Raw genomic sequence first — 26,786 nt, forward strand, 5'->3', positions numbered from 1 at the left:
TCAGGAAGCTCCAGTCAGGAAGTGGGTGGCAGCGCGCCAGGAGACGATCAGGACGCCGATTCCGGCGGCCCACAGCGCGGGGCGGGTGATGATCCAGCCGCGGGGCGAGCGCACGAGGCGCACGAGGCCCCGGCCGGTGAGGACGAGCGCCTTCCAGGCCAGTGCGCAGACGAAGCCGGTCAAGCCCGGGACGAGCTGGCCGAGGAAGACGGCGCCGGTGCCGGCGAGGACGAAGCCGAGCGGGGTGAGGACGGGGGCGGTGATGCCGCTGCTGCTGATGCTGTCCGCGACCCAGCGGGCGGCGGTCGTGCCGCCGACGGGCAGGAAGCTGACCACCGCGATGGACAGCAGGTTGCGGAAGGGCTGCAGCCGTCCCCAGTCCGGGTCGTTGCCACCGCCGTCACGGCTGGGGGCCTGCTCGGCGACGGCCGCGGTGACGTCCGCCCAGCTCACCGTCTCGGCCATGGCCACCACCGGGTCCTGGCCGACGGACTCGGCCAGGTCCGGGGCGATGCCGGGCGGCGGCGGGGGCGGCTGGTCGCCGGTCACCGCGCACCGAAGCGCGGTCTGCGAGCGCAGCGGGCAGCCGGAGGCCACCGGGCAGACGGAGCAGCAGCCCACCGGCTCCGACCTCTGCCCGTCGGCCCACCAGGGCTCGTCATCGTGGTTCTTGTTCAGCGGGGCCATCGCACGGCCTCCCCGAGCAGGGCCAGCAGCCGCTCGCGCACCTTGATCTCGTCCGCGTCCAGTTCGGCGCCGGCTACCGGTTCGGGCTGCCGGCCCTCGGGCAGCGGCGGCACCGGGGGCAGAGGGCGGCGGGACCGGCGGCGGGGAAGGACCAGCCGGACGGCGGGGCGGTGGGAACGTCGGAAGAACATCAGGCCCCCTCTTCCGCAGTGGGGACCGTGGCCGGCTGGTCCGCGAGGGCCTTCTTCACCGCACGGATCTGGTTGCGGACCCACTCCGCGTCCGCGCCGAATTCGCGGCCGAGCTCGGTGGGCGACGGCGTCTGGCCGTCGGCGAGCAGGGCGGTGATCCGTTCGCGCACCGCATCGCGCAGCTCCTCGCGCCCGGTACCGCGCGATGCGCGGTCACCGCCTCGGCGCGAGGCCCGGCGTCCGGTACGGCGCTGGCGGCTGCCGCCCGCCGCACCGGACTCGCCGGACGGGGAACCACCGGTAGCGGAGGCGGGATTACCGGCTGCGGACCCGGCGCCGTTACCGCTCGCGCTACCGGTAACCAGTGCGGAGTTACCGCTACCGGTAGCCGGGCCCTCACCGGTCCCGTTACCGGTGCCGGTAACCGCGCGCTCACCGCCCGGGTTACCGGCACCGGTACCCGGTGGCAGCGCGGGCGGTGCGGCAGCGGCCGTGACCGGCTCCGCGTGCTCGTCCGGTGCCGGGGAGGCGACCGGTGCGGCAGCGGTGGCGGGGTGGTCGCGCAACGCATGGACCCGCCACAGCACGAACGGTCCGATGGAGACGACGAGGGCGACCAGCCACCAGGTGGGCCGGACGTTGTCACCGGTGCCGGTGACGCCGAACAGCCCTGCCTCGGCGAGATGCACCAGCACGTTCGCGATCACCATCAGGCTGATGGCGGTGAACGTGTCACGGTGGCGCCGGAAGGCCGCGACCACGTACACATCGATCGCGATCGGCAGCAGCGGCGCCACCCACACCGGGAAACCGACCAGCATCGCTAGCGACCACTCGCCCGACGCGGTCAGTCCGATCGCGGCGAACAGGGCGAACGTCGGCAGCTTCTTCGTCAGCTTCTCGCCGCGCTCCTGGCGCTGCTCGGTCTCGGCGTGGGCCTGCTCCAGCAGTTCGTCCGCCTCGTCCTTCTCCCGGCGGGCCTGGGCCAGGGCCGCGTCCGCCTTCCGGCCGGTGTCCTCGGCTTGCCTGCGGGCGTCGTTCACCAGGGACTCGGCCCGGCTTCGGGCGTCATCCAGCAGCCGAGCGGCTTCCGCCTCGGTTGCCTGGCGGAAGGTTTCGGCGTCCTGCTCACGGCGGCGGGTCCGGGCATCGGCCTGCCCCCGCAGCGTCTCGGCTTCCTGCTCGATGCGGCGGAGCTCCTCCTGCCCGGTCTCCCGGACCCGCGCGGCTGTCGTGCGGGCGTCGGCCAGGAGCTCCTCGGCCGCCTCGCGGGCCTGGTCCAGGACCGTCCGGGCGGCGGTGACCTGCTTCTCGGCCGCCAGATGGGACTGCTCGGCGTGCAGGTCGGCGACGAGTTTGCGCTGCTGGGCGCCCTCGGCGTCGGCCTCGGCCTGGGCTGCGGCGGTGGCCGCCTCCCGCCGCAGCGTCTGTGCCTCCCGGCGGGCGCCGGCCAGCAGATCGGTCGCCTCGGCGTGGGCCGCCTCCAGGACGTCGGCGGCCGTCGGCTCCAGGACGGGGGTGTCAGTGAGGAGGTGGGCGCGGTGGGCGCCCGGGATGTTCGGTACGCGGTGGTGCTCGATCACTGGGGATCTTCTTCCTGCTGTGTCCAGGTGGCGGCGAGACGGTCGGCGGCCTGGGCCGCATCTGTCCTGCTCAGGGCCTGTTTCATGCGGGCGGTGGTCTGCTCGGCGTCGGTGGCGGCCTGGCGGGCCTGCTCGGCCCGGCCGATGGCCGCCTGCCAGGTGCGCACGCGGGTCACGAGAACCACCCCCGGCGACCTCCGCGGCCTTCCTGCCGCTCGCGCTCCTCGTCGGCCCACTTCCAGCCCTTGCGGTCGGCCTCGACGACGCTGCGGTGGTGGCGCTCACGGCGCCGCGCTTCCACGCGCTCCCGCTTCTCGCTGGCCGACTCCTTGCCCGCGTAAGTGGTGGACGCCATCTGCCGGTCGTTGCCGATGAGCCCGAAGAACGCCATCACGCACCCCCCGAGGTCATCGCGGTGATGTGGATGGTGGAGCTGCCGCAGATGCCGCGGGCCTCCAGGTAGTCGCCGCTGGGCCGCAACCCGGGGGCGTGGATGGCCTGGGCGAGGGTGTCGATGAGCGAGGCGGGCAGCGGGCGGCCGACGTGCACGGCGACATCGGCGTCCAGCGGGGCCGCGTCGCTGAACAGGTCGAGCAGGTGCGCGACCAGGTCGGCGTCGTCCAGCACGGTGCCGGTGGTCGGCGCGGGCGGGACGGCGGCCGGGATGGTGGCGGCCAGCAGCCGGGCCAGGCCCGCCCGCAGCTGCAGGATCGCCATCACCAGCGCGTCGGTGTCCATCTCCTTGAGCGGCAGCGCGATGGCCTCCGCCAGCAGATCACGGGCGCTTTCCGCAGCCTCGACCCGGCGCGCGGCCGGGGACGCGGCAGCCAGGCCGTTCCACGCCATCCGCATGTACTCGGCCAGTTCCGGGAACACCGGCTCCGCCAACGTGCGTACACGCTGCGGCAGTTCGCGGTTGTACGCGTTCACACCGCACCCCCGCTCCGCGCCTGCTGGCGGGTCCGGTAGGTCTCCCGGCGCTCCTCCTGGCGCACCCCGCCGAAGACCCCGTTGATGCGCGTGATCTCCGACTGGGCCAGGTCCCGCTCCAGGCACACCGCGCGGACCTGGGCCGGGCACACCGCGCACACGGCCAGCGCCGCCCGCTCACCCTTGTTGGGCTGCTGGTCCAGCTCGGACGGGCGGGCGAAGAAGATCTGCGTGTCCAGGCCCGTGCAGGCGGCCTGCGGCCGGCCCTCGGCATCCACGGGCGACGCGCCGAACGGCAGTCGCAGTAACGAACCGGGCGAACGCCGTACCGCGGCGGCCGGCACACTCGTAGGCTTGGGCATGCGGAAGTCACTCCTCGAATCGGGTGGGCTTTCCGCGCGAGGACCCCTGAGATCGGTCGAAGGAGATCAGGGGTCCTTTTGCGCGTTTCGGGCAAGGCGGAGCTACGGGCGCAGGGCAAAACAGTCCCAACGTCCCGCCGACTTCACTAGCGAAGTTGGTGAGATCGACGGTAGACGGAGATCGGCAACCCCGTCAAGACTTCACTAGTGAAGTGCTTGTGACTTGCCTAGTGAAGGTGCTCTACTCTGTGCCCATGACGGCAAAGGACCCGAGGCCGCGCGGAGCGCAGCGGATCGCCGACGATCTCAGAGCAGAGATCGAATCCGGCGCCATCGAGCCGGGAGAAAAGCTCCCGACCACGCGCGAGCTGGTGGCGAAGTACCAGGTGACAGGCGAGACCGTGCGCCAGGCGATCCTCCGGCTGAAGAACGCCGGACTGGTCACCAGCAGGCAGGGCGGCGGCGTCTACGCCCGCGACCGCCCGCCGCTCAAGCGGCTCGGGATCCAGCGCTACGACAAGGCGAAATGGCGCGACAGCGACGAGGTGGCGTTCATCGCCGATCGGGTCGCCTCGGGCCGCGAGTACAGCCGCACCGACCAGACCCAAACCGTCAGCCGGGTGCCGGCCACCCGGGAGATCGCTGCCGCCCTGGGCATCCCGGAGGGCTCGGAGGTCTACGCGCGAGCCCGCTTAGTGAAGGAGAAAGGTCAGCCCACCCACACGCTGACCAGCTACTACCGGCCCAGCCACGTCGAGGGCACCCGGCTGGTCGACCCCACACCCGGCCCGGCCGGGGCCGGGGGCGGCTTCCGCGTGTTCTACGAGCTCGGCCTGGAGCCCGACCACATGACCGAGGAACTACGGGCCCGCATGCCCACCCCAGCCGAGACAGAGCAGCTGGAGCTGCCGCCCGGCGAACCCGTTGTGATCCTCAAACGCACCACCTACACCGCCGACGAGACCGTGATCGAGTACGCCCTCGGCGTCCACGCCGCCAGCCGCTTCAGCTGGAGCTACAGCTTCCAGATGCCCGACTCCGCCCGTGACCAGGCCGAAAGGCAAGAACCATGACCAGTGAAGGAAAGCCCCACGCGCTCGACGTGGCCGAACTGACCGCCCCCGGCGACGTGCCGTCCGCCGACGTGGTCGACATGGCCCACCGCCGCCAGCGCCACCAGGACCGTCTCACAGGCACCCTCCGCGGCCTGCCGCCGGAGGACACCGCCACCGCGGCCGGCTCCGACGCGATCGCGGCTCTGGTCCTGGGCACCGCGATCACCGTGCAGATCGGCGACGAACAGCCGCCCCTGATGCGCCAGGCCCTGCAGCACGGCCGCACCTGGAGCGAGATCGCCACAGCCGCCGGACTCACGGTCGACCAGGCCCGCGCTGCCTACATCACCTGGGCGGACACCCTCGACGACAGCGACCGCGCCGAGGCTCTCGGCCTGGCGGGGTGAGACGTCCCCCGCCCCCTGTCAGTACGGGAACAATCCGGAGGAACAGTGGGAAGGAACAAGGACGCGGTGCGCCTCGGTGAACTGCGCGGCATCGCCTACGCCGATGCACTGCGGAAACTGAGGCAGGAGAACGACCGCCACGGTGACGAAACACTCCATGAGACAGGCCTGCGGATGATCGCCGAAGCCGAGACTGCGCCGGGCAGCCCGCCCGAAGCAGGAGATCACCGGGCCGAGTGACAGCCGCCCCGTATGTGCTGGTGCCCCGTGAAGCGCGACTTCACGGGGCACCAGCACATACGGGCAGGTCAGCGGGGAAGGAGGAGGCGGCTGTCGAAGCCGGCATCAGCCAGCCACTTGAAGGCCGCGGCCACGTCCTCCGGGACGTCCTGGGGGATCGTGAAGCCCTGCTCGGGATACACCATCACCCGCTGCAACGTGCCCACCAGCATGTCGATGACCAGCTTCGCGTTCCCGATCCCCTCGACATACGTGGCCAGCCCCACCGGCTCCGAGGCGCACACCACTTCGACCTCGGGCCACATCTTCTTGAACGTCGCGTATGAGCGGCGTTCCTCGTACGGCTTGCACACCACCAGCACCGATTCCGGCACGATCCCGGCCCTGGCCAGCACCTGGCGGGAGAAGACGGCGTTCTGCCCGGTGTTCGCCGCCCTCGGCTCCACCAGCACCGCCTCCTCGGGAACACCGAGCCCGAGGGCGTGCTCGCGGTAGTGCACCGCCTCGCCCCGCGGGAAGCGCGCCTTCGTCGTCGGGCTGTTGCCGCCGGTGAACACCATCACCGGGAACAGACCCTGCCGGTAGAGGTCCACGGTGTGCGAGGCGACCCCGAGATCGTGGCTGCCCAGCCCGATCCCCACCGAGCACGGCCGCACCTCGTGGTGCATCTGGTGGTAGTCCCAGATCAGCTCCGCATCCCGCCACTCCTGGGCGGTAATCACGCGCTGCTGTCCTTCGGCGTCTGCCACGGTCGCCACTCCCCGGTCGCTCTGTGTCCGGCGCACGGCGCATCCTTCCGCTGCCTCGTGATCGACGGCGGGCCCGTACCCCCCTCGGTGCGTCAACTATAGTTTCGACGCCCGGGGAGGGTACGCCGGGCACCACGCACGCCTCCTGCCCGCCAACTTCGCCGATCCGGATGTATGGGCAGGTCAGCGGCGGCAGACTGGGAGCTCTGCCCACCGTGATCGGGAGGAATCACCCGGTGCCGTACGACCCCAGCCCTCTGTCACGGGACGCCGCGAAGACCCTGCGCGAGATTGCCCAGGACCTCGAAAGCGGCAAGGCCGAGTACGACAGCCCCCGCAGCGCGGCCCGCGTCCTGCGCGACCTCCACGAGCTCGCCGAGCGCCTGCCCCAGATCCTGCTGCAGACCTCCGCCGCGGTGGACCGGATGGCCCGCGACCGGGACGATGCCACCGGCGTGGCCCGCGTCATCGGCGAGGCCGCCACCACTGCCACGAACCTCACGGACCAGCTCCGCCGTGCACACGAGGCTGCCCAGGAGGTCCGAGGGCGATGAAGGACCGCTTCGTTGTCAGTGCCCACCGATACTCTGCCGCTCATGGCAGGAGTCTCCGACCAGTCCCGTGATCGCCGCCGCTCGTTCAACAGCGCGGAGCGTGTCGCACTGTTCCTTGCAGCCGGCGGATGCTGCGTCAACTGCGGAGTGGAGCTTGAGCCTGGGTGGCACGGCGACCATATGGCGCCGTGGTCCAAGGGTGGTCCAACCGATGTGCTGAACGGGCAGGCGCTCTGCCCTCAATGCAACTTGCAGAAGGGATCCAACTCCATGACGAACTCCTCCGGTCTTCGTGACTGGCAGCGCGATGCGCGCGAGCGCTACCACTCCCGAAACGGCGGCGTCAACGGCAACTTTCTCGTTGTTGCCACCCCTGGGGCCGGAAAGACCACCCTTGCTCTCGCCATCGCTCAGGACTTGATCGACCGCAGCGTCGTCACGCGGATCGTGGTCATCGTCCCCACCAAGCACCTCCGTCGCCAGTGGGCGGAGGCGGGGGCCCGCAGGGGCATCAAGCTTGATCACGTCTTCGAGAACAGGAACGGCGCAGTCGGCGCCGACTTCGACGGTGTCGTGGCGACCTACCAGGGTGTTGCCTCCTCGCCGCTGCTGTGGCAGAGACTCACTGGCAGCAAGCGCACTCTCGTCATCTTCGACGAGATCCATCATGCTGGCGACGGCGAAGACCTGCGGTGGGGCGAGGCATTGAAGGAGTCCTTCGAGCCTGCGGCTCGACGCCTTCTCCTTTCGGGCACGCCGTTCCGCACCGACGGCAAGCCGATCCCGTTCGTCACCTACGACGAAGAGCGCCGAGCCGTCGCCGGCTTCAACTACGACTACGGCACAGCCCTCATCGACGGGGGAGTCGTCCGGCCAGCCGTTTTTCCTGCCTGGGACGGGAAGTCGAAGTGGCGCCGTTCGGGACAGCTGGCTGTGACGTCCGTTGACCTGAGCGAAGCCGACAAAGACGAAGTGCCTCCGGCGCTGAAGGCGGCCCTCGACCCCAACGAGGAGTGGATTCCCTCCGTACTCCAGGAGGCTCACACGGCCCTTCTGCAGATGCGCATCGACACTCCGGACGCGGGCGGCCTGGTAGTGGCCAGCGATCAGTTCGCAGCCAATGCCTACGCGAAGATCCTCGAACGCATCGCAGGCGTGCCCATTCCCGTCGCTATCTCCGACGAGCCGAACGCCTCACAGATCATCAAGGACTTCTCGAAGGGGACCGCTCCTTGGGTCGTGGCGGTGTACATGATCGCCGAGGGTGTCGACATTCCGCGTTTGGGGGTCGGGGTCTACGCCTCCCGGGTGAGAACCAAGATGTTCTTCACCCAGGTCGTGGGGCGGTTCGTGCGTATGCGTGGTGAGGACGACCCCACTACAGCACGGGTGTTCATCCCCTCCCTCCCAATCTTCCTCGCCCACGCGCAAGACATCGAAAAGACCGTTGACGCCGCACTCGCTGAACAAGAGAAGAAGATCCGCGAAGGCCAGAGCAGCGACGGTGAAAGCGACTCCGGCACTCTGTTCCCTGCCTACGAGATCGTCGGATCCTCCGACGCGACACACCATGCGACCATTGCAAGCGGCTCGAAATTCACCCCCGAACAGCTGGCATATGCTCAGCGCACCATGGAGATGTCTGGTCCAGCGCCGGCCTCCGTCACAAGCGAGTGGGTGGCGAGCCTGCTCAGCTCCGCCGGGGCGTTCAATCCGCAATCGATGCCGCCTCAGCGAGTCGTCGACGACAGTGAGCCGCTCGGAGACCAGAAAAAGACGCTCCGCAAGCTGATCCATCGAAAGGTGGGTCGGCTGGCCGCGCTCACCAATCGTCCCTACCAGCACATCAACGGAGAGCTGAACCAGAGTCTCCAGAACAACGTCACGACTGCCACCCTTGAGCAACTTCAGAAGCGCTTGGTGACAGTTGAGGCCGCGATTAGGGTGGAGCAAGCGAAGTGAACGAGCCTCACAGCGCGACCGGAAACGCGGTGTTGGTCAACGCGCTCAGCTCCTCGATGCGGTCCACGCTGAACGGCATGGAATCCGTCCCCGGCCTGGTGCGACAGGTAGTCGAAGAGGGGTCCTGGCGAAACTTCACCACTCCCCGGGGTGAGCATGTGACGCACAAGTCTTTCGAGTCGTTCGTCACGGCAAAGCCGACCAGGGGGCTGGGCTACAGCATCGACGAACTGATGCGCCTGGTCGCCGACGACGCCGAGACTCTGCGCCTCGTCACGGACCTGATCGGGCGTCCCGAATCGGACTTCGAGCGCCCTGAATCGCAAGAGAACGTCTGGATCGAGCCGGAAGCACAGGACGTCGCGGGAGAGAGCCAGCAGGAGCTGGTGTGGCGTGATCCCTCCGACGACCCGGAAGCTCTCCAAGAAGCGGAAGCGGCTGCAGAGCCTGACGCCGATCTCAACGACCCCGTCAACCGCGATGCCTTTGAGCTCCGCTTGGTCGGCAAGTCCGGCGGATGGGTGTGGGCGCTCAAAGTCGCGCGGAGCGTACAACCGAGCAAGGCTGGCGGGCACGAGGAGAGCGATCACCACGATCCGAATGAAGGCGGTCCGGGGCGGAAGGTCTCCGTCTCGGAGTTCGCTCGCCTGACCGGATGGAGTACTCGCCGTGTCATGCGATACCACCGCGCGTGGGAGAGGGGCGTCGAGATGCACGCTCTGCCCTCGTTCGACCAGCTCAAGCCCGGTATGGATGTTCCGCTCCCGACTGCGAAGACCTGGACGGAGTGCTTCGCCCCTGGCGATGTCAGCCCAGAGCGTGCCGAAGCCCTGGTGACCGGAGCTCACGAGGCGGGCATCAGCGTCCGGAAGGTGATCTACGCGGCGAAGAGCCCAGGTGCCATGAAGGCTGCAATCCTTGCGGACGAGAGTACTGCGGAAGCCGCCCGCACGGCGCTTCTGGAACGCGCACGAAACGACAGTGAGTTGCGCACTGCTCTCGCCCGCACCATTGCCGACGACCCGGTGTTCCGCAAGGAAACCGCGGTTGAGTCTCGGAAAGCCGAACGCGCCGAGTACGTTCGTCATGTTGCGGGAGAAGGCAAGGTGCGTACGCCGGCCGGTCAAACCCTCGCGCTGCCCCAAGACGCCAGGCAGGAAATCGCCAAACTCCTTGAGGTAGTCAACGGACCCGATGCGACCCCGGAAGCCGTCGCCGAGGCGTACGGGACCATCCAATCCTTCACGACACTCGCGGTCGAAGCCGACCCAGAGGTTCAACTCCGCGAGCAGCGCACCAAGTTCTCGAAGGCTCTGAGTACCACGGCCAAGAGCATCCAGGCGATCGATCCGAACGATCTCGCAGCCGTTGCTGACGACGACCTGCGCGAAAAGCTGACTGAACTTCAGAAGCAGGTGAACGAACTGGCCACCATGATCGTCAATGAGGAGCGGGCTCATCCGAGAAGCTGAGCTATCCCGAACACTCCGTACCAGTCCGTAGAGCAGTCTCAACCTGGCCGCGCGCCGGATGAGGAGAAAGGGCTGTGTACATCCACCGTACCGTCGACCTGCCGGGCGCCGATGGTTGGCGCCCGGCAGGGGCTTGGGGCTACTCGCTGAGCAGCTGGTGGAGGAAGGCGGCGTTGGCCGCCAGATCATGGCCGAGGACCACGGTGTGGTGGGGCAGCTTGTCGAGGTAGTGGGCGACGCTATGACGGGCGTCGCTGCTGCCGCTTCCGCCGGCCGGGGCGAGGCCGAGGATGTCGGGGTAGCGGTCCTCGGTCGCGCCGTGCATGAAGTCGGCGTCCCCGAGTGTGCGGCGGCAGCCTTCGACGGCCGGGGCGGCGTCCCGCTGGATCTGCGGGAACAGCACGGCCTGGGCGAGGCCGCTGGTGGCCAGCTTGAGGCCGAACCAGCTGGCGAACTGGTCGGGGTAGACCTGCACCTTGCGTTCGCGCTTGCCGTCGGGCTCCCACAGTGGTTCGCGCCGCCCGGCCAGAACAGCGTCGGTGACGTCCGGGTGCTGCGTGGGGTGGAGAGCCTCGCCGGCCTCAAGGCGCTTGCGGGCGACGTCGTGCCAGCCCAGCGCGTCCAGCAGACCGAGGCCGATCGCGGCGGCCGAGGGCCAGGGCAGGACCTGCAGTTGGCCCTTGTCGTCCGGCCGGACGAAGATCCGGTCGTTGGCCAGCAGCTGCCAGCCCAGATTCGCCAGGGCGAGCGCGGTGGTGGTCTTGCCCGCGCCCTTCTCGCCGAAGGCCAGCACGGTGCGGCAGTTGTCGGATACGGCGGAGGCGTGCAACAGCGTCCAGCCGTCCCGCACGAGCAGACCGCGCAGGGCATCCCGGGCGATCCGCGCGGCGGCCAGCGCCACGGGCTCACTCTCGGTGCCGATCACGGACAGGCGGCCGGTGGACGGCTCGTGCCGGTAGGCCAGCTTCTGCGTGGGGCTGACCGCGGTGATCGTGCCCTCGGCGTCGCGGGCCACGAGCGTGGCGGCCTTGGCGTAGGTGGTCTCCTCGTGCGGGCACGTCTCCATCAGGGCCTGGAGGGTGGCGTACTGGTCTTCGTCGACGTCCGCGAAGACCACCGGGGCGGCGCACACACTGGCGGTTGGCACCTCGAAGGCGTTCCACCACGAGCCGAAGTAGCGGCGCGCGTAGTCGGTGACGGCTTGAGTGTTGCTGACCATCGTGATGTTGACGTCCGCGGCATGCAGCCGCGTCGCGGTGAGGGTGTTCATGAAGCCCTTTCGCTGTCAGAAGATGAAAGTTCGGGCAGGGACCGCACGGACTGGTAGGCGGTGCGGAGCTTGGTGTCGGCCGCGGTGAACTGCCGCTGCTCGGCCGCGTCGAGGGAGGGCAGGCACGCTACGGGCTCGCCCCGGGTGAAACGCAACGGAATTCCCAGCCAGCCGCCCCCGTAAGGGGCCGACAGCTCCTCGATCCCGTCGTCCACCGCGAGCGTCTTGCGCAGGGCGGAGAGCACGGCGCCGGCAGGCCCGGAGCGCGTGCGGCCGATCCCCGCGCTGATGCGCCCGGCCCTGGTGGCGAGCTCGTCACGAAGCTGCTGCAGCGGCAGGGGGACTCGCTGGTGGTTGACCGTGGTGGCCGATGCGCACATCACGGCGGCGTCCCCGTGCTCGCCGATCACGTGCCCGTCCACCGCCGCGGCCGGAACGTGCAGATGGCGGGCGAGCGCGGCCCGGTAGCGGGCGCTGTCCAGGTTCGATCCGATGCCGAACACCCGCTCGCAGCCGGAGAGTTCGGCGAACAGCCTGCTTATTACGTCCACCGGGTTGGTCACCACGAGCACGGTCCCGGTGTACCCGTACAGAGCGGCGGCCAGCTGGCCGATGGCCGGCGCGTTCGCGACCGCGCCGCCCATGCGGACGTCGGCACTCCGGGTGTTGGTGAAGGACGCCCGCACGGCGATGACCACCGCCTGGCAGTCGGCCAGGTCCGCCACCCGGCCCACGCGGGGGCGTACGGGTGAGGCGGTGGCCTGCCGCATGTCGTCGATGTCCGCCGCCAGGGCGCCGGCCTGTTCCGGGGTGCGGCTGGCGATCAGCAGACGGCGGCTGAAGCCGGCCGTGCACAGCGCGGCGGCCACGGCCTGGCCGACCGCCCCCGCCCCGATGACGCCGACCGCATCCACGACGGGTGCCCGGGTCATTCGGCCACCGCCTTCGCCTGAGCCAGCGCGGTGCCCCACACGCGGTGCACGTCCAGTCCGCCGCCCAGAGCGGTGCTGATGCGATCAGCCATGGTGCACACCACCGCGGCCCGCTCCACCAGCGAGCGCCCGCGCGGCGGCAGCGGCAGCACCTCCGGGGCTGACAGGAAGGTGGTGAGGATGTTGACGGTGTCCATCAGCCACACGATCAGCAGCTCGCGCAGCCACGAGCGGGCCGCCTTGGGCGCCATCGGCCGCATCCGCTGCTCGGCGAACGTCCCCAGCCCCTCCACGATCTCCTCGGCCGCCGCAGCACCGGGTCGGGCGGAGGCCAGCAGGAGCACGGTGCGGCTGGTCAGCTTGGCGGCGTCCACCGAGGACCTCGCGCGCAGCAGGCCCGGATCGATGAGGACCGGCCGCCCACCGGGCCCGTCGGGAAACACCAGGTGCTCGGGCTTGAGATCGCCGTACGTCAGCACGGCCTGGCCCGGCGCGAGCACGGTCGGCCGCATCCGGTGCAGCCGGGCGACCACCGCCCGCAGCAGCGCGGTCACCTCGGCCCGCTCGTCCTCGGCGCACCGTTCGGCACCGAGGCGGCTGAGGTAGGCCTGGCCGCTGATGCCGTTGAACTTCCGCTGGAACGTCGCTGCCACGCTCCGCTCGGAGATCGCCCCGGCCGGGGCCAGCCGCTGGGCGGTACGCGAGCGGTGCAGCTGGTGCAGGTCGGCGAAGACGGCCTCGAACAATGCGGCCGTGCCCGCCGGGTCCCGTAACAAAAGTGCGGCCAGCGTCGGCCCGGGCACCGGCGCGGTGAACAACACCCCGCGCGCAAGACCGGCCACCTCGCACACCCGGGGCTGCCCCAGGCCGGCCAGCAGCCGCAGCTGCGCCGCCTCCCGCACCAGCAGCGAATCCGGCCGCTGGATGTACGCGGCCTGGGCACGCTGCACCTCGGCCCAGTCACCAGCGACGCCGCGCAAGATTGACACCAGCGACATCCCCAGGAAGGAATGCTTGGCGTACAGCTCCCGGCCGCCCACCCGGATGCGGTGCACGTAACCGGTGACGCTCGGGATGTGGGAGGACAGCTCCACGCGGCCGCCGGGCCACAGTTCGGCGGCAGCCAAGCGGATCTCGTCCTGGGCGAAGACGAAGACCTCGGCCACGTCCGGCACCGGCCCCGGGGCGGTATGTGCTGCGGCTGTGCTCACGAATGACTCCTTCGCACTCGGCAGGCCGCGTCAGCGGCGTGCGGGCAGATGGGGGTTCTGCGAAGCCGTCAGGGCTGATCGCAGCGCGGCGGGCTGGGACCACTCCAGCGCGCACGGCGGCAGCGCACGGCCGGTGCGGTGGGCCAGCGGCAGGAAACGCACGGGCCGCGCACTCCAGGCCAGCCGTAGCGGTTCGTGCTGCAGCGTGATGGCGAACGACTCGCCGCGTTCCAGCACCGCGGCGGTGGGATTCGAACCGAACAGCAGCCACTCGTGGACCGGCTCGGCCTCGGCCGCGTCGACCACGGAGACCAACATGCGTACGGCGATGCGGATCCAGCGCACCGCGTCGCCGGCGGCATACGCGTCGAAGGAGCCGACCAGCACCGTGCTGTCCGACTCCGCTGATGTCAGCAGGCACTCACACCAGAACCCCGGCCGTACGTCGGCGGCGTTCAGCGGCTCGTGGCCGCCGGGAGACGCCGTCATGCCGCACACCCCGCGGGTGCGGGAAGGGATGCCCACACCGTCTTGCCGCCGCCCTTGCGATGTCTCCAGCCCCACTCGGCGGCCAGGGCCTGCACCAGGAACAGGCCGCGGCCCTCCTCGACCTCCGCGCCGACCCGGCGCGCTACCGGCCGCTGCATGGAGCTGTCATCGACCTCCAGCAGCGCCCGGCCCTCCGTCAGCCGCAGCCGCACCGTGGCCTCACTGCCAGCGTGCTTGAGCGCGTTGGCGGCCAGCTCGGACGCCACCACCGCCATGTCGTCGGCGATGGCGCCTGCGCCCCAAGACGCCAGCGTCGCCCGCACCGAGTGCCGCACCTCGGCGACCAGCGCCTTGTCCGCAGCGATGCTTATCTCCAGGGCTCGGACCGTGGTGGAAGAAGAACCGGCCTGTGTCAGGCCCGGATCGGTATGGGTATTCAGACGCATGACGCTGCATCACCCCGAGGCACGTCGGCAGAAACGGGCGACACCGCGAACCAAGTTCGCTAGTGAAGAGGAGCCCCAACTGTTGCGCCGCCGCAGCACGCAGAGCCATCCCGTCCAACCGCCAACATGAGGCCCCGATCTCCTGGTTCAACCGGGAAAGAACACACGCGTGTTGACACGCACCTCACCGCGCTACCGTGCTGAATAAGGTGCGATCCACACACGGCCGAGAGGGGGGTTGGGTGGCAGCAAGACCACGGAGCCGCAGACAGGAACAGGTACAGTTCGCCACCGAGCTGCGAGCGGCCGGCAAGACCTGGCCCGAGGCAGCCGCCGCCGTCCGGCACCGCTACCGGGTCAACGCCCGCGTGGCGCCCCGGCTGGCCCGCGGCCTGAGCCAGCGCCAGGTCGCCGAGCTGTGGAACGGGCGCTGGCCGGACGACCCCAAGACCTTCAAGAACATCTCCACCTGGGAACTCTGGCCCGCAAGCACCGGGCACGCCCCCTCGCTCGACACCCTGGACCGGCTCGCCCAGCTCTACGAATGCGCCGTGGCCGACCTGCTCGCCGACCTCCCCAACCATGGCCACCCGCCGCCACACCCGTCACCGGCCCCAGCTGGCCTCGCCCCCGCAGTCGGCGCCGACCTCCTGGACGGCCTCGCCGCCGAACCGCTCTTACTCACCCCGCAGCTGGCAGGCACCCTGGTTCACCGGCTGCACGACGTACGCTTCGAGGAACTGGCACAGGCACTGATCATGTGGGTACAGCAGGCCAACCCAGGGCCCAACCGCCGCGAACTGCTCCTGAAGATCAGCACCGCGCTCACCGTGGCCGCCGCGGCGCCTCTGCTGGACATCGCCGATGCCGATGAACGCGACCGCGTCGCCGCCGTCCTGGACGACCCCAGCCGCCTGGACCTGGCCACCATCACCCACGCCGAACGCGTCCTGCAGCACTACCGCCGCCAGGGTGACGTCCTCGGCCCGCAGATCGCCCTGCAGACTGCCCTCGCCCAACGGCACGTCATCGCGGATCTCGTTGCCAGCGCCCCTGAAGACCTCCGCGCCCGGGTGCTGACCGTGTACGCCGAACTCAGCCAGATGGTCGGCTGGCAGCTGTACAACCTCGGCGACTACCGCGCCGCCCAGTACTACTACGACGACGCCCGCACCGCCGCCCACGACGCGGAGAACACCGAACTCGTCACCTACGTCCTGTGCACCATGAGCCAGCTCGCCACCTGGCAGAACAAACCCCGCGTCGGCATCGACCACGCCATCGCCGCCCAGGCCTGGGCCGCCCAGACCGACAGCCCGCACGCCCTCGGCTACGCCGCCGACGTCGCCGCCCGCGCCTTCGCCGCCGCCCAGCAGCACGACAAGGCCCACCGCGCCCTCGAACAGGAACACGCTGCCGTACGCGACATGGCTGCCGGCACCGCGCTCGCCTCCTGGTGGTACTTCTACGACGAGTCCTTCTACTGGGGCACCAACGCCGAATGCGCCCTCGTCCTCGGCGCCCCCGAGAAGGCCCTGGCCGCCGCCCACACATCACTGCCCATGATCGACCCCACCAACGTGCACAACTACGCCCACACCCTCGCCCTGCAGAGCCAGGCCCACATCCAACAGGGTGACATCGCCGAGGCCAGCACCATCGTCGGCGACATTGCTCAGATCTCCGCGGTCAACCGCTCCCCGCGCATCACCCAGCGCATCGCCGACCTCCGCACCGCCCTCACCCCCTGGCAGCGCAGCCGGGCCGTCCGCACGCTCGACGACCTCCTGGCCCACTACCGACTGACCGGCAACTCCAGCACGAACAAGTCGTAGGCCGAGTAGTAGTCCCCCTCGTCCCCGGGAATCCGGCCCACCCGCCGCCACCCCCAGGACTCGTACACCAGCTGCGCCGCGGCGTCCGGGCCCGTCGCCAGCGTCGCCCGCTCCTCGTCCCGCGCGCCGAGCGCCGCGTCATGCAGAGCCCGGCCCGTCCCCCTGCCCTGGCAAGCTCGCCGCACCTCGATTTCCGACAGCACCCAAGTCCGCGACCCGGTCTCCTCCAAGAACTCCGCCGACGGCTCCGGCTGCACCCCACCCCACCAGTGCGTATCCCGGGCCGGGAGGGTGTAGCCGAAGACAAACCCGACCAGCCGGCCCCCATCCCGCGCTGTCACCAGGGCGAAGCCGGGCTGCGCGAACTGCTTCTCCGCCCGCCGACGGAACGCGGCCGTCTTCTCCTCGCCAGGGTCTACTCCGTACGCGTCTGCGTAAACGTCACACAACTCCTCCAGCAGCGCGGCGGCTTCCGCGCCCTCGTGATGCGTCAGGGATGTGTCGTTGATCGTCATGGCGGTTAGGCTAGAACGCTCCCAGAACCGGCGACAGGGCCCGTCCCCGTCCTCCCAAAGGCGTCAGCCACGGTGAGATTCGGCGCTGCCGTCCCTTCTCTGAACTACGTGGCGCCAGAAGGGGATCGAAGGAGTAGCCACAGGCTGGGTGCAGGCGATCAGCGCTCGTGGTCGAGAACTTCATGGCTTCCAGCGGGAGCACGGACGGCTGCCCGCGGAGTTCGTAGACGTCACCGAGGAGATCGTCAGCGCTGTGCAGTAGGGCATAGCCCCTGATCAGCCTCTGTAGCAGTGCGGTCCTACCTGGATCTGTTGTCAGTGGGGGATGGAAGGGTGTCCGTCCAACGGTGCTCAACCTGTGGGAAGGGGCGGCTAGGATCCATGCATGCCAGGTGAGGCCATGCATCAGAAGGGTGCCGACGGGGCGCGGCGCGCCAAGCTCTGGCTTGACGCGACGACTCGTGTGAGCTCTTCATGGACGAATGAGGACGCTGTTCATGCAGCACGTCTTGAATTCAAGTGGCCTCATGGCGAAGAACAGCCATATTCCTTCGACGTAGGCGGAATCCTCTCCGGCGGAGAGTTCCACGGACAGTTCTTCGTTGCGGAATGCAAGAACTATACAAGCGATTCAGATCAGGGAATACACTTCGACGACTGGGTCGCTAAATGTTACCTGACTCGGAGGGACCAGTTTCGCCTAGCTGACCACTTCATGTGGATCACATGGCATCCCTTCAGAGTAAAGACCTGGAACAACCTCTGTTCTGCGGAAAGCGTCAAAAAAGGGCTCCTGTTGGAGCGTAATCGCGTCAGAGTTTTCGGCACCTCGGACGAATCCGAAGCGGATTCGATGATTGATGCCACCCTCGCTCAAGATGTTGCTGACCGGATGTGGATTTTCGTCCTCTCCGAGAAGCAGGAGAAGCTGGTAATTACCCCCGAGAACCGGGCCCTGGTGTTCACAGAGCAGATGAAGAGGGGTGAACTGTGATGGATGCGTTTTCCGTAGTGATCTCCGATCTCACCGACCAGGACCCTTCGCGAAATGTGTCGTCCATCAAGAATGCAGTGATCGCGAGACTCGAAGCGTCTGATCAAGATGTCCAGATCGAGTCAACGGATTTCTTCAACCACACATACGCGCCGGACCTAGTGCTTCACTGGCGAGGCGAGGCAACATCACGGCACGTATACCTGCGGACGAGCGACAACCCGGAATACATCCGAGAAGATATCGCTGTTGTCGCGGGAAGAAATCCCATCATCATGCCGCTCGTCCCTTTGAGGGATAGTTCCAGTTCTAGTGAATTGGAAAATGAATCGGCAAACGCCAGCACACTTGTTGCCACACCGTCAAGCATCCATGAGTTTACTGAAGCCGGAATCGACAGCCCCATCACAGGGCTTCTCTCTCATGCCGTCCTACAAGGAGGCCGAGGGCTCCTCAACGAGGAGCGGGCCCGGTCAGTGAGCAGTGCGGTGGACGCAGGGTTTAATGCCGCCCAGGTGTCCGGGGTCGAGGAAACTCGGGAAGCTGTTGTTGCGGCCGAAGAACTGCTCGATCCTGCACGTGCTGGTGTTCTGACGCGCCTCCTCCATGCTGTTTGGCTAGGGTCTGGGGCGCCTGCATCTGCATTCCCAGGGGCAACAGGAATCACGGCAGAGCTTGATCCGGTGAGCCTTAAACTTCTTCTCGACATCACAGTTTCAGAGGATCCTGAATTCTGGCGACGGATTGGTTCAGGTATCACCCTGGAAAAACTGTGCGAGCTCGAAGTGTCTCGGGAATCAGACGGTCTGCAATATTTGATCGAAGCCAGCATCGATCGCCTGCGGGCAAAGAGTTGCAGGGTTTCAGGGATCAAGAGTAATGACCTCGATAGCTTGCATTTCCGCTGGTTTGTATCGACTGGTCTGCTCGGGTTCGAAACGAGAAACTATGTAACTCATTTCTCGCCGGCTTCGGCATCTGCGATGGACTCCATCGAGCGTCCAGATCCCATTCCGCCACATCTCGGTCTGCTGATTCACAGGGCAAAAACATCTGACATCAACCTCGATGAAATCACTATCGAGTCAGATGATGGACGCAGGATTGATTACAGGGCGCCAACTGGAACTGCAATTTGGCGCGACACCGTCCTGGAGCAACTTGCCAACGTGCTGGGAACGAAGCGGTCTTCAGCAGTTTCTGCTGTCGTCCCCCTGCCTGGCGGCGCGAGGCATTTGAAATGTGATCTGGAGAGCCTGACCGCGTCAGGCAGGACGGGCGCTAAGTTCTATCTCTCAGAGATGATCCAGTTCGCGCTTCCCCTGTTGCGCGATCTGTCCAGAACCGAGAGTGATCAGCTATACAGTCTGCTGAGCAATGAGGCATGACCCTGGCCTGGCCTGGCCGTAAGACGGAAGAGCCGTCTCCTGTAGATCGGCTATATTGTTGAGTTCTTTCCTGCCAACGCGCCGCTCATGCCCGGCACCGCCTTGAGCAAGCAGCCGAAGAGAACGACGTGATCACGGCCGCCCTCGGCGAGGCCTCTGGGCCGGCCGACCCGAGAGTGAACGCAGCGTGGCAGGCTATCGCTGACACGGGTGCACTCACGCCGCTCTTGGGAATGCTGCGTACGCACCTCCGCGTTGGCGGTCTCCGACTTGCCATCAAGCCCGTTGGCATGTTGGAAGCGCGCGAGGATGTCCGTAACTCGCTCACCGCGTTTACCGACGCTGTACGGGCGCACCTTGACGAGACGACACGATAGGCCACCCGTGGAGAACGCCAAGGGGCCGAGCCGGGTCCAGCGCTGCCCACCGCAGCGGCTCCCTGGTCACCGCGCGGGCGGCACAGCGGCTCGGCCGTCACACGATGGGGGTGCCAGCACCTGTCCCCGGGGGTGCCGCTCCGGCTCCGATCCGGTTCCGGGTGGCCATCGCCGCCTGCGCCCTGGGACGGCCCTCCCCCCTGCACAGAAGACCGCCCCGGGCATCGAGCACCCGGGGCGGTCTTCTGTGTCCAGGGAGGGCGACGGAGGCCCCCCGATGGCCTACGCGGCCATGGGCGGGTCCTCGTCCTGGCGTGCTGGGGGTGAGTGCTGATCTTGACCGTTCCCGCCCGATCTGGCGCCAGATGGCCGAGGCCATCAGCGAGCGCATCGTCGACGGGACCTATGCGCCGGCCAGCCGGGTGCCATGCATCGTCGAGTTGAGTGCGGAGTTCGCCATCACGGCCAGCACCGCTCAGAAGGCCCTCGCGCACCTGCGTGACACAGGCGAGGTGCGCACCGAGTTGGGCCTGGGCACGTTCGTCGCCGACCGGTAGTAGCGCGCACCTGTGGGGAAATCTGCGTTCGGTCGGGGCTGTCGACTCCTGGCGCTAATCTGAAGTGCGTTGACACAGGGGTACTTCAGGCGAGCGGGGCGGATGCGATGACAGGGAAGGCGAGCGGGGTCGCTTACCAAATTGCAGGCATCATTGGTGCGGAGTTGGCTCGGCAGGCAGTAGATGCCCTTGCCTCGCGCGCATGGCGGGCCGTCAGTCAACCCCGGGATGAGCAGAAGGCCGAACCGGTCGTTCAGATCCAGAATGTCTTCATCGATCAGCCCAAAGGACTTGCGGAAAAGCGGCAGGATTTCCAGTTCGCCTTCCTGAACCACACGATGAAGCAGTCCGAGTGGACCTTTCGCCTGAGCGTGGCGTTCCTGTCGGGCGGCGCGGTGATCATCCTGACGGGCGCAGCTTTGGCGTTGGTGCACGCCGGAAAACCCAGCCGCAGTTACGTACCGCTTGTGACGAGCTTGACAGGTGCGTTGATCACAGGTGGTGGCGGCGCGCTGGCGAAGCACTCGAAGAGCACCATGGTCAACCTGATCAAGGCGGCTGAGAGTAACGAGACCAAGATCGACGACGATCGCAACCTCGAAGTGGCGATGACCTTCATTGATCGTGTCGAAGACCCGCAAGAGAGGGACCGTCTCAACTCGGCAGCTGCGATGAAGGCGTTGGGCATGGATGCCAAGCCGGAGACCATCGGCGAGCACTTGTTGGCGGGGGAGCAGCCCAAGGAAATCGAGCCGGGTAGCTCGACCAACTGACCTCGTTCTGTGGCAACTTGGTGGCCATGCAGCTCTTACACATCGAAGTGTGGATCGGCGACGGGTGGCAGCGTGTCTTGCGGCTCGACGGCAAGCGGGAGTACTGGCCGCCCAAGGAAGGCAGTTGGGATGACGACTTGTCCCATGAGCTTGAGAAGTTCCTGAAGGATCACCCAGAGACGTTCTGGGTCGAGACCGCCGACAGCCCGCACGGTGTGTACGTCGGTCCGGGGGTGCCCCGGCTGTTCCGCCTTGTCCCCCTCGGTTGATGCGTCGGAGCCCCGGTGACCGCGTTGGGTCTCCAGGGCTTCCGCACGTTCACAGAACGCCGAGCGTCGCCAGCACGAAGATGATCAGCGTCAAAGTGCCGCCGAACGTACCGCCGCCGACGAGGACAGCGTCACGTTTGTATCCGCCGGGCTTGTGGCTGAGCCAGCCACCTCCGACACCGACGAGGGCGGAGAACAAGATGCAGGTGAAGACGACCAGCGCCTTGACACCAAGAGAGAGGTTCACGGTCCGAATACCTTGGAGCCCTCGGCCGCAGCGAAGGGCACGGAGGCTTCCGTTCCGTCTGGGGCGGAGAGGCGGCCGAGGAACGGTCGGGCCGTGTAAGTCCCGGGTCCCCAGCCTCTGCCCGCAGCTGCAAAGTAGCTGTCAGGCGCGTGGCGTGGTCTGCTCGGGTGTTGGAGGATGATGCGGGGCGTGGTTTCAACACTGTCTCTGCTGCACGCAGCCCCGTCAGAGTTCACAATCGAGCGGGTACGTGCCTTGGTACGTCAGGTCGGTCCCGAAGCGCCGACAGTCGAATACAAAGAACAGATGGCCGATACCGTCGCCCGGGGAGTCGCGGCGCTGGCCAACACCTACGGTGGTCTCTTGCTGATCGGCGTCACCGACAAGACCCGGGTCGTTAGGGGTGTCAAGGAGAAGACCATCGATGCTGTGGCTGAGCACTGCCACGCCAAGATCGAGCCGCCCTGGGTGCCCGAGATCATCCCGGTCCCTCTGGGGCAGGGGTCAGACCTGTACGTACTCGTCCTTCGTGTTGTCCCCGGCCTGCACCCGCGCCCACTCCTGGTCGACGGCGTCGCCTACGTACGAGACCACAGCACCACTCACCCAGCGGACTGGCGCAGGCTTAAGGACCTGTTCGAGGAGACCGGCTCAACGTCAGAGCCAGCATGGAATCTCCAGGCTCCCGATATCCCTCAGAGACCCCAGGGTGGGCAGGACCCGACCGTGGACTTCGTCATTCGAACTGGACTGAACTTCCCAGTCTCCGCCGCGGCATTGTGGCGGCCTCTCTCGGAGCGAAGCGTCAACGCGTTCGCCGATGCGTTGAACCAGTCCCGGCTCAATAGCCTGCTCAGAAGCCTGAGTCTGGGCCCGGCGTGGAGCGGTGGCCTCACCCCCTTCCGTCGGGAAGGTTTCAACCGTTCGCGTGAGGTTCGGTTGCAGTGGTCAGCAGGTCCTGACAACTGGCCCTCGGGTATGGACCACCCGGTGCAGGCGGTAGCGCGCCTTCAGATTCCGGGGTCGTACGGACACCACGGCCAGCAGCTCAACGTTGAGCTCGACGTCGTTGCGAGGATCAGCGACATGGCCGAGGTGCTGCAACGGGGCGTCCGCCCCGTTGAGCCCGGCCGAGAGCGGATCAGCGTGCAGAGGCTTGCAGAACTCGTGGATGCGATGGTGGTGACGCTGGTCAGTCGGAGAATCGTCGAGCCGTTGGCCGAGCTGGCCGCCATTGACCCGCTGGCTGTTCCGCAGCCGCGGAACCTCCACGTCGTCATGGGACGGCCGGTCTCCGAGGTCCTCGACACCACGGCGTTGACGCAGATCCCGAATGCTGGCCCGTCGCGTGGGGCTCATCTCCTCGTCGACCCTGCACTCGACATGGCCGACGCCTCCGAGCGCTGGAAGCAAGTGACTCTATGGATGGAGCAGGCCGCGCTCGACGCGGGGCTGCTCGGCATGGAGACTGTCCTCAAAGGGATCACTCCGCCCCACCAGCCGCCAGACTCCCATCCCTGACCCAGCCGCAGAGCAACGGCAGTGCGCCTCGTCTCCAGGTCGACGGTGTACGGGTGTCTCTCAACCGAGGGACGGCTCCCTGTTGATCTGTGGCGCTTTCAGATCCGATCTGGCCGAAGACGCCCGCTTGTGGCTCGTGTCCGAGGTAGGGGCGCGGAGCAAGGTAGCTGAGGGTTCCAGGGCCATTCACGGCGAAGCTACTAAGAGTGACAAGCGGAGAAGTAGGAAACGTGAGTGACCTGCGCCAGTGAGCTGGTGCGGGTCTTCCTGTGCAGGGGTGCCCGGTCAGCTCGGGGCTGCAGAGCGGACAACGGACAGGAATGAACAACCCCCATAAGCTGGCGGCGAACCCCTGCCCGTGCGGCCGGTTCTCGCAGCGCGACACCCTGTGCGAGTGCCCGCCCTCGGCGATCCGCCGCTACCAGGCCCGGCTCTCGGGGCCACTGCTCGACCGGGTGGACCTCAGGGTCGAGATCGACCCGGTCAGCCGGGCCGAGCTGGCCCACCGCGGCCCCGGCGGCGACTCCACGGCGACCGTCGCCGACCGGGTCCGCGCCGCACGCGAGCGAGCGGGGGCCAGGCTGGCGGGCACTCCCTGGCGGACCAACAGCGAGGTGCCCGGACGGGAGCTGCGCAGCCGCTGGCATCCCATGACCGGAGCCATGGAGGATGCCGAGCGGAGCCTGGAGCGCGGGGTGCTCACAGCCCGAGGGCTGGACCGCGTCCTGCGCGTCGCCTGGACCGTCGCCGACCTCGTCGGACACGACCGGCCCGACGCAGGGGACGTCGCCCTGGCCCTCCAACTGCGTACGGGGGTTCCACGCGGCGTGCCGATGGCGCTCGGAGCCCTGACATGACCGGCACCCGCGAGCCGGACGGGGAGCGGCTCGCGCGGGCCTTCCTCACCCGGGTCCTCGAACCCGGCGACGAGGCCGGCGGTGCCTGGGTCCGCGAGCGCGGAGCCGAGGAGGTCGTACGGCGGCTGCGCGGTGCCGGAGATGCCCTGCCCGGAGCGACCGGGCAGCGCTGGGCCGGACTCCTGGCACGGGCCGCGCGGGCCGAACCGGAGCGGGACCTGGCCGTCGCCCGGGAGGCCGGGGTGCGGTTCGTCTGTCCGGGGGACGTCGAGTGGCCGGGCCCGCTGGACGACCTCGGAGACGCCCGCCCGCTGGGCCTGTGGGTCCGGGGCCGGCCCAGCCTGCGGATGTGGGCGCTCAGGTCGGTCGCGGTGGTCGGCGCCCGCGCCTGCACCGCGTACGGCGCGCACATGGCGGCCACCCTCGCCGCCGGCCTCGCCGAGCGCGGCTGGGTGGTGGTCTCCGGTGGCGCCTACGGCGTCGACGGCGCCGCACACCGGGGCGCGCTCGCCGCGGGCGGCGCCACCGTCGCCGTACTCGCCTGCGGGGTCGACCGGCCCTACCCGCGCGGGCACACCGAGTTGATCAACAGAATCGCGGATCAGGGCCTGGTCGTGGGCGAGTTGCCGCCGGGCGACCATCCCACGCAGAGCAGGTTCATCCTGCGCAACCGGGTCATCGCCGCGCTCACCGGCGGCACCGTGGTCGTCGAGGCCGCCTACCGCAGCGGCTCCCTGGTCACCGCGCGGGCGGCGCAGCGGCTGGGCCGGCACACCATGGGCGTCCCCGGGCCCGCCACCAGCGGGCTGTCGGCGGGGGTGCACGAACTTCTGCGCGGGGAGGCCGTACTGGTCACGGACGCGGCGGAGGTGGTCGAACTGGTCGGCGACATCGGTGAGCTGGCCCCGGAACGGCGTGGCCCGGTGCTCCCCCGCGACCTGCTGGAGCCGGACGCCCGGCGCGTCCTGGCCGCGCTTCCCGGCCGGCGGGCGGCGGCGGTCGACGAGATCGCCCGCGAGGGCGGCACCACCAAGGACGACGTGATCGCGAGACTGTACGAACTCAGGGCACTTGGTTACGTCGAACGACACGGCGACGACTGGAAGTTGACACGCCAGGCGATGGCCTCCCTCCGAGCGGGGCGGGGCCCGTGTTGACCGACAGGGTTCGGCCGTCCGGGGGAATGCCGAACCCCTTGAGAATGCCCGCAGTTGACGCGACCCGCCGGTCGCCCTCGGTGACCGGCCTGCCCCGCGGGGGCACCCAGCGGAACGTATCTGCGTACATCTCGGGGCGTGGAGTTCGCACACCGCGACACCTCAGTCACGCTACGCTCACGTGGATTCCGGCACAGACCGGCCACTCGGCACCACTCGACATCAGACCGACGCCAGACCGGCAGCTCACCCCAGGCACCCCCACCGCACACACATCACGGCAGAACGACACAAGGCGACGAATGCCCCAGCACACCTCCGGGTCCGACCGGGCGGCGATCCCCCCAGCCGCCCGCGACGGTGGCAGCGTGCGGCCGCCCGCTCCCTCGACACTCGACGAGCTGTGGCGGTCGTACAAGGCGACGGCGGACGAGCGGCTGCGGGAACAGCTGATCCTGCACTACTCGCCGCTCGTGAAATACGTGGCGGGCCGGGTGAGCGTAGGGCTCCCGCCCAACGTGGAGCAGGCCGACTTCGTGTCCTCGGGGGTCTTCGGGCTGATCGACGCGATCGAGAAGTTCGACATCGACCGGGAGATCAAGTTCGAGACGTACGCGATCACCCGGATCCGCGGCGCGATGATCGACGAACTGCGGGCGCTGGACTGGATCCCCCGGTCCGTACGGCAGAAGGCGCGCAATGTGGAGCGGGCCTACGCCACCCTGGAGGCGCGGCTCAGACGGACTCCGTCGGAGGTCGAGGTGGCCGCCGAGATGGGCATCGCCGTGGACGACCTGCACTCCGTGTTCAGCCAGTTGTCGCTGGCCAACGTGGTGGCCCTGGAGGAACTGCTGCATGTGGGCGGCGAGGGCGGCCTCAGCGTCATGGACACGCTGGAGGACACCGCCGCGGACAACCCCGTGGAGGTGGCCGAGGACCGGGAGCTGCGGCGGTTCCTGGCGCGGGCCATCAACACGCTGCCCGAGCGCGAGAAGACGGTCGTGACGCTGTACTACTACGAGGGGCTGACCCTCGCCGAGATCGGCAACGTGCTGGGGGTCACCGAGAGCCGGGTCAGTCAGATCCACACCAAGTCCGTGCTGCAGTTGCGCGCGAAACTGGCGAGCTTCGGTCGCTGAGCGCGCCGGAGACCGGTCGTGAGGGCGGAGCCACTCCCCATGCGGGTGCGGCGTCCGTAGAGTGGTTGACGTGCCAAGGATTCGAGCGGCCTCCGTGGCCGAGCACCGGTCGATGCAGCGAGCCGCCCTGCTGGACGCGGCTCGTTCACTGCTGTCCGAGGGCGGTACGGAGGCGCTGACCTTCCCCGCCCTCGCCGAGCGGACGGGGCTCGCGCGCTCCTCCGTGTACGAGTACTTCCGGTCCAGGGCGGCCGTGGTCGAGGAACTGTGCGAGGTCGACTTCCCCCTCTGGGCGGCGGAGGTGGAGGCGGCCATGGCCGCGGCGGATGCGCCGGAGGCCAAGGTCGAGGCGTATGTACGGCGCCAGCTGGCACTGGTCGGGGACCGGCGGCACCGGGCCGTGGTGGCGATCTCCGCCAGCGAACTGGACGCGGGGGCGCGGGAGAAGATCCGGGCCGCCCACGGAGGCCTCGTCGCGATGATCGTCGACGCGCTGGGGGAGTTGGGGCACGCGGAGCCACGGCTGGCGGCGATGCTGGTCCAGGGGGTCGTGGACGCGGCCGTGCGGAGGATCGAGCTGGGGGTGGAGGAGCCTTCCGCGGTGACGGAGGCGGCGG

At 68.4% G+C, this 26,786-nt stretch carries 31 protein-coding genes and 2 pseudogenes; 18 read left to right on the top strand and 15 right to left on the bottom strand.

The genetic code is table 11. The features are described from left to right. Genes P1P75_RS05930 through P1P75_RS05960 form a run of 7 tightly spaced genes read right to left on the bottom strand, consistent with a single transcriptional unit; the run spans position 1 to position 3,753 of the window. Entirely contained in the window at positions 1–687 is a 687-nt protein-coding gene (locus P1P75_RS05930) for a hypothetical protein (protein ID WP_319252340.1), read from the bottom strand. Continuing rightward, positions 675–878, bottom strand: coding sequence for a hypothetical protein (locus P1P75_RS05935; protein ID WP_319252341.1), 204 nt, complete (start codon positions 876–878; stop codon positions 675–677). Before P1P75_RS05935 ends, P1P75_RS05930 begins: the two co-directional genes overlap by 13 nt. Continuing rightward, the gene (locus P1P75_RS05940; RefSeq protein ID WP_319252342.1) at positions 878–2,461 is read right to left on the bottom strand and encodes a hypothetical protein; all 1,584 of its coding nucleotides are present in this window, start codon (positions 2,459–2,461) and stop codon (positions 878–880) included. Before P1P75_RS05940 ends, P1P75_RS05935 begins: the two co-directional genes overlap by 1 nt. After that, entirely contained in the window at positions 2,458–2,637 is a 180-nt protein-coding gene (locus P1P75_RS05945) for a hypothetical protein (RefSeq protein ID WP_319252343.1), read from the bottom strand. Before P1P75_RS05945 ends, P1P75_RS05940 begins: the two co-directional genes overlap by 4 nt. Next, a complete protein-coding gene (locus P1P75_RS05950; protein WP_319252344.1) occupies positions 2,634–2,852 on the bottom strand; it encodes a hypothetical protein in 219 nt (72 codons plus the stop codon). The genes P1P75_RS05945 and P1P75_RS05950 overlap by 4 nt, the downstream gene beginning before the upstream one ends. Then, entirely contained in the window at positions 2,852–3,391 is a 540-nt protein-coding gene (locus P1P75_RS05955; RefSeq protein WP_319252345.1) for a hypothetical protein, read from the bottom strand. The genes P1P75_RS05950 and P1P75_RS05955 overlap by 1 nt, the downstream gene beginning before the upstream one ends. Next, positions 3,388–3,753 (bottom strand): WhiB family transcriptional regulator, encoded by a 366-nt coding sequence (locus P1P75_RS05960; RefSeq protein WP_319252346.1) that lies wholly within the window; start codon positions 3,751–3,753, stop codon positions 3,388–3,390. Before P1P75_RS05960 ends, P1P75_RS05955 begins: the two co-directional genes overlap by 4 nt. Positions 3,754–4,007: 254 nt before the next feature. Between P1P75_RS05960 and P1P75_RS05965 the strand changes: the two genes are divergently transcribed. From P1P75_RS05965 to P1P75_RS05975, 3 genes are all read left to right on the top strand, one after another. Next, complete coding sequence (locus tag P1P75_RS05965; RefSeq protein ID WP_319252347.1) at positions 4,008–4,826, top strand: GntR family transcriptional regulator; 819 nt, start codon at positions 4,008–4,010, stop codon at positions 4,824–4,826. After that, entirely contained in the window at positions 4,823–5,215 is a 393-nt protein-coding gene (locus tag P1P75_RS05970; protein ID WP_319252348.1) for a hypothetical protein, read from the top strand. The genes P1P75_RS05965 and P1P75_RS05970 overlap by 4 nt, the downstream gene beginning before the upstream one ends. A gap of 66 nt (positions 5,216–5,281) precedes the next feature. Then, positions 5,282–5,455, top strand: a complete 174-nt coding sequence (locus P1P75_RS05975; RefSeq protein WP_319252349.1) for a hypothetical protein — start codon at positions 5,282–5,284, stop codon at positions 5,453–5,455. Positions 5,456–5,523: 68 nt separating this feature from the next. Here P1P75_RS05975 and P1P75_RS05980 read toward each other — a convergent pair whose 3' ends face one another. Further along, positions 5,524–6,204 (bottom strand): YdcF family protein, encoded by a 681-nt coding sequence (locus P1P75_RS05980; RefSeq protein ID WP_319252350.1) that lies wholly within the window; start codon positions 6,202–6,204, stop codon positions 5,524–5,526. Positions 6,205–6,440: 236 nt separating this feature from the next. Between P1P75_RS05980 and P1P75_RS05985 the strand changes: the two genes are divergently transcribed. From P1P75_RS05985 to P1P75_RS05995, 3 genes are read left to right on the top strand one after another with little or no spacing between them, the layout of a single operon-like run. Next, positions 6,441–6,758: a hypothetical protein gene (locus P1P75_RS05985; RefSeq protein ID WP_319252351.1), complete on the top strand. Its 318-nt coding sequence runs from the start codon at positions 6,441–6,443 to the stop codon at positions 6,756–6,758. A 42-nt stretch (positions 6,759–6,800) separates the two neighbouring features. Further along, the gene (locus tag P1P75_RS05990; RefSeq protein WP_319252352.1) at positions 6,801–8,720 is read left to right on the top strand and encodes a DEAD/DEAH box helicase family protein; all 1,920 of its coding nucleotides are present in this window, start codon (positions 6,801–6,803) and stop codon (positions 8,718–8,720) included. Continuing rightward, positions 8,717–10,192: a hypothetical protein gene (locus P1P75_RS05995; protein ID WP_319252353.1), complete on the top strand. Its 1,476-nt coding sequence runs from the start codon at positions 8,717–8,719 to the stop codon at positions 10,190–10,192. Before P1P75_RS05990 ends, P1P75_RS05995 begins: the two co-directional genes overlap by 4 nt. A 139-nt stretch (positions 10,193–10,331) precedes the next feature. On the opposite strand, the gene P1P75_RS06000 is transcribed toward P1P75_RS05995, so the two are convergent. The 5 genes from P1P75_RS06000 to P1P75_RS06020 are packed head-to-tail and all read right to left on the bottom strand — an operon-like array spanning position 10,332 to position 14,540. Then, positions 10,332–11,462 carry a hypothetical protein gene (locus P1P75_RS06000; protein ID WP_319252354.1) on the bottom strand — a complete coding sequence of 377 codons (1,131 nt, stop codon included), beginning with the start codon at positions 11,460–11,462 and terminating at the stop codon, positions 10,332–10,334. Then, entirely contained in the window at positions 11,459–12,394 is a 936-nt protein-coding gene (locus tag P1P75_RS06005; RefSeq protein ID WP_319252355.1) for an NAD(P)-binding domain-containing protein, read from the bottom strand. The genes P1P75_RS06000 and P1P75_RS06005 overlap by 4 nt, the downstream gene beginning before the upstream one ends. Beyond that, positions 12,391–13,605, bottom strand: coding sequence for a phosphotransferase (locus tag P1P75_RS06010; RefSeq protein ID WP_319252356.1), 1,215 nt, complete (start codon positions 13,603–13,605; stop codon positions 12,391–12,393). Before P1P75_RS06010 ends, P1P75_RS06005 begins: the two co-directional genes overlap by 4 nt. Before the next feature lie 30 nt (positions 13,606–13,635). Beyond that, a complete protein-coding gene (locus P1P75_RS06015) occupies positions 13,636–14,094 on the bottom strand; it encodes a hypothetical protein (RefSeq protein WP_319252357.1) in 459 nt (152 codons plus the stop codon). Then, a complete protein-coding gene (locus P1P75_RS06020; protein ID WP_319252358.1) occupies positions 14,091–14,540 on the bottom strand; it encodes an ATP-binding protein in 450 nt (149 codons plus the stop codon). The genes P1P75_RS06015 and P1P75_RS06020 overlap by 4 nt, the downstream gene beginning before the upstream one ends. Positions 14,541–14,782: 242 nt before the next feature. Here P1P75_RS06020 and P1P75_RS06025 point away from each other — a divergent pair, with 242 nt between their 5' ends. Further along, on the top strand, positions 14,783–16,375 hold the full coding sequence (locus P1P75_RS06025; RefSeq protein ID WP_319252359.1) for a hypothetical protein: 1,593 nt from the start codon (positions 14,783–14,785) through the stop codon (positions 16,373–16,375). Here the strand turns inward: P1P75_RS06025 and P1P75_RS06030 are convergent. After that, positions 16,336–16,890 (bottom strand): GNAT family N-acetyltransferase, encoded by a 555-nt coding sequence (locus tag P1P75_RS06030; protein ID WP_319252360.1) that lies wholly within the window; start codon positions 16,888–16,890, stop codon positions 16,336–16,338. The genes P1P75_RS06025 and P1P75_RS06030 overlap by 40 nt on opposite strands. 385 nt (positions 16,891–17,275) lie before the next feature. On the opposite strand from P1P75_RS06030, the gene P1P75_RS06035 reads away from it, so the two are divergent. The 6 genes and pseudogenes from P1P75_RS06035 (at position 17,276) to P1P75_RS06060 (ending at position 21,248) form a co-directional block, all read left to right on the top strand. After that, the gene (locus P1P75_RS06035; RefSeq protein ID WP_319252361.1) at positions 17,276–17,884 is read left to right on the top strand and encodes a hypothetical protein; all 609 of its coding nucleotides are present in this window, start codon (positions 17,276–17,278) and stop codon (positions 17,882–17,884) included. After that, entirely contained in the window at positions 17,884–19,272 is a 1,389-nt protein-coding gene (locus P1P75_RS06040; protein ID WP_319252362.1) for a hypothetical protein, read from the top strand. The genes P1P75_RS06035 and P1P75_RS06040 overlap by 1 nt, the downstream gene beginning before the upstream one ends. 418 nt (positions 19,273–19,690) lie before the next feature. After that, a pseudogene (locus P1P75_RS06045) lies at positions 19,691–19,771 on the top strand (DNA-processing protein DprA); the annotation flags it as partial. A gap of 201 nt (positions 19,772–19,972) precedes the next feature. Then, entirely contained in the window at positions 19,973–20,206 is a 234-nt protein-coding gene (locus tag P1P75_RS06050) for a GntR family transcriptional regulator (RefSeq protein ID WP_319252363.1), read from the top strand. 107 nt (positions 20,207–20,313) lie between these two features. Next, positions 20,314–20,979, top strand: coding sequence for a hypothetical protein (locus tag P1P75_RS06055; protein WP_319252364.1), 666 nt, complete (start codon positions 20,314–20,316; stop codon positions 20,977–20,979). Positions 20,980–20,999: 20 nt separating this feature from the next. Further along, positions 21,000–21,248 carry a hypothetical protein gene (locus P1P75_RS06060; protein ID WP_319252365.1) on the top strand — a complete coding sequence of 83 codons (249 nt, stop codon included), beginning with the start codon at positions 21,000–21,002 and terminating at the stop codon, positions 21,246–21,248. A gap of 49 nt (positions 21,249–21,297) precedes the next feature. Here the strand turns inward: P1P75_RS06060 and P1P75_RS06065 are convergent, their stop codons facing one another. Next, a complete protein-coding gene (locus P1P75_RS06065; protein ID WP_319252366.1) occupies positions 21,298–21,495 on the bottom strand; it encodes a hypothetical protein in 198 nt (65 codons plus the stop codon). 180 nt (positions 21,496–21,675) lie between these two features. On the opposite strand from P1P75_RS06065, the gene P1P75_RS06070 reads away from it, so the two are divergent. From P1P75_RS06070 to P1P75_RS06090, 5 genes and pseudogenes are all read left to right on the top strand, one after another. After that, entirely contained in the window at positions 21,676–23,016 is a 1,341-nt protein-coding gene (locus P1P75_RS06070; RefSeq protein ID WP_319252369.1) for an ATP-binding protein, read from the top strand. Positions 23,017–23,354: 338 nt separating this feature from the next. Then, positions 23,355–23,873: pseudogene (locus P1P75_RS06075) on the top strand (ATP-binding protein); the annotation flags it as partial. After that, positions 23,870–25,030 (top strand): DNA-processing protein DprA, encoded by a 1,161-nt coding sequence (gene dprA, locus P1P75_RS06080; RefSeq protein ID WP_319252367.1) that lies wholly within the window; start codon positions 23,870–23,872, stop codon positions 25,028–25,030. The pseudogene P1P75_RS06075 and the gene dprA, both read left to right, overlap by 4 nt. A gap of 302 nt (positions 25,031–25,332) precedes the next feature. Next, complete coding sequence (gene whiG, locus P1P75_RS06085) at positions 25,333–26,169, top strand: RNA polymerase sigma factor WhiG (protein WP_319252368.1); 837 nt, start codon at positions 25,333–25,335, stop codon at positions 26,167–26,169. A 94-nt stretch (positions 26,170–26,263) separates the two neighbouring features. Next, on the top strand, positions 26,264–26,786 hold a 523-nt coding region (locus P1P75_RS06090), incomplete at its 3' end, for a helix-turn-helix domain-containing protein (RefSeq protein ID WP_319252370.1).

This window comes from Streptomyces sp. ID05-39B (assembly GCF_033794725.1).
Lineage (GTDB): Bacteria > Actinomycetota > Actinomycetes > Streptomycetales > Streptomycetaceae > Streptomyces > Streptomyces bobili.

Bases quoted from the DNA above. Each gene is read 5' to 3' on its own strand.
- P1P75_RS06005 (WP_319252355.1), bottom strand. From the start codon at position 12,394: ATGACCCGGGCACCCGTCGTGGATGCGGTCGGCGTCATCGGGGCGGGG.
- P1P75_RS06035 (WP_319252361.1), top strand. From the start codon at position 17,276: ATGCCAGGTGAGGCCATGCATCAGAAGGGTGCCGACGGGGCGCGGCGC.
- P1P75_RS05935 (WP_319252341.1), bottom strand. From the start codon at position 878: ATGTTCTTCCGACGTTCCCACCGCCCCGCCGTCCGGCTGGTCCTTCCC.
- whiG (WP_319252368.1), top strand. From the start codon at position 25,333: ATGCCCCAGCACACCTCCGGGTCCGACCGGGCGGCGATCCCCCCAGCC.
- P1P75_RS05930 (WP_319252340.1), bottom strand. From the start codon at position 687: ATGGCCCCGCTGAACAAGAACCACGATGACGAGCCCTGGTGGGCCGAC.
- P1P75_RS05970 (WP_319252348.1), top strand. From the start codon at position 4,823: ATGACCAGTGAAGGAAAGCCCCACGCGCTCGACGTGGCCGAACTGACC.
- P1P75_RS05960 (WP_319252346.1), bottom strand. From the start codon at position 3,753: ATGCCCAAGCCTACGAGTGTGCCGGCCGCCGCGGTACGGCGTTCGCCC.
- P1P75_RS05950 (WP_319252344.1), bottom strand. From the start codon at position 2,852: ATGGCGTTCTTCGGGCTCATCGGCAACGACCGGCAGATGGCGTCCACC.
- P1P75_RS06000 (WP_319252354.1), bottom strand. From the start codon at position 11,462: ATGAACACCCTCACCGCGACGCGGCTGCATGCCGCGGACGTCAACATC.
- P1P75_RS06015 (WP_319252357.1), bottom strand. From the start codon at position 14,094: ATGACGGCGTCTCCCGGCGGCCACGAGCCGCTGAACGCCGCCGACGTA.
- P1P75_RS06030 (WP_319252360.1), bottom strand. From the start codon at position 16,890: ATGACGATCAACGACACATCCCTGACGCATCACGAGGGCGCGGAAGCC.
- P1P75_RS06055 (WP_319252364.1), top strand. From the start codon at position 20,314: ATGACAGGGAAGGCGAGCGGGGTCGCTTACCAAATTGCAGGCATCATT.
- P1P75_RS05990 (WP_319252352.1), top strand. From the start codon at position 6,801: ATGGCAGGAGTCTCCGACCAGTCCCGTGATCGCCGCCGCTCGTTCAAC.
- P1P75_RS06040 (WP_319252362.1), top strand. From the start codon at position 17,884: ATGGATGCGTTTTCCGTAGTGATCTCCGATCTCACCGACCAGGACCCT.
- P1P75_RS06020 (WP_319252358.1), bottom strand. From the start codon at position 14,540: ATGCGTCTGAATACCCATACCGATCCGGGCCTGACACAGGCCGGTTCT.
- P1P75_RS06070 (WP_319252369.1), top strand. From the start codon at position 21,676: ATGCGGGGCGTGGTTTCAACACTGTCTCTGCTGCACGCAGCCCCGTCA.
- P1P75_RS05965 (WP_319252347.1), top strand. From the start codon at position 4,008: ATGACGGCAAAGGACCCGAGGCCGCGCGGAGCGCAGCGGATCGCCGAC.
- dprA (WP_319252367.1), top strand. From the start codon at position 23,870: ATGACCGGCACCCGCGAGCCGGACGGGGAGCGGCTCGCGCGGGCCTTC.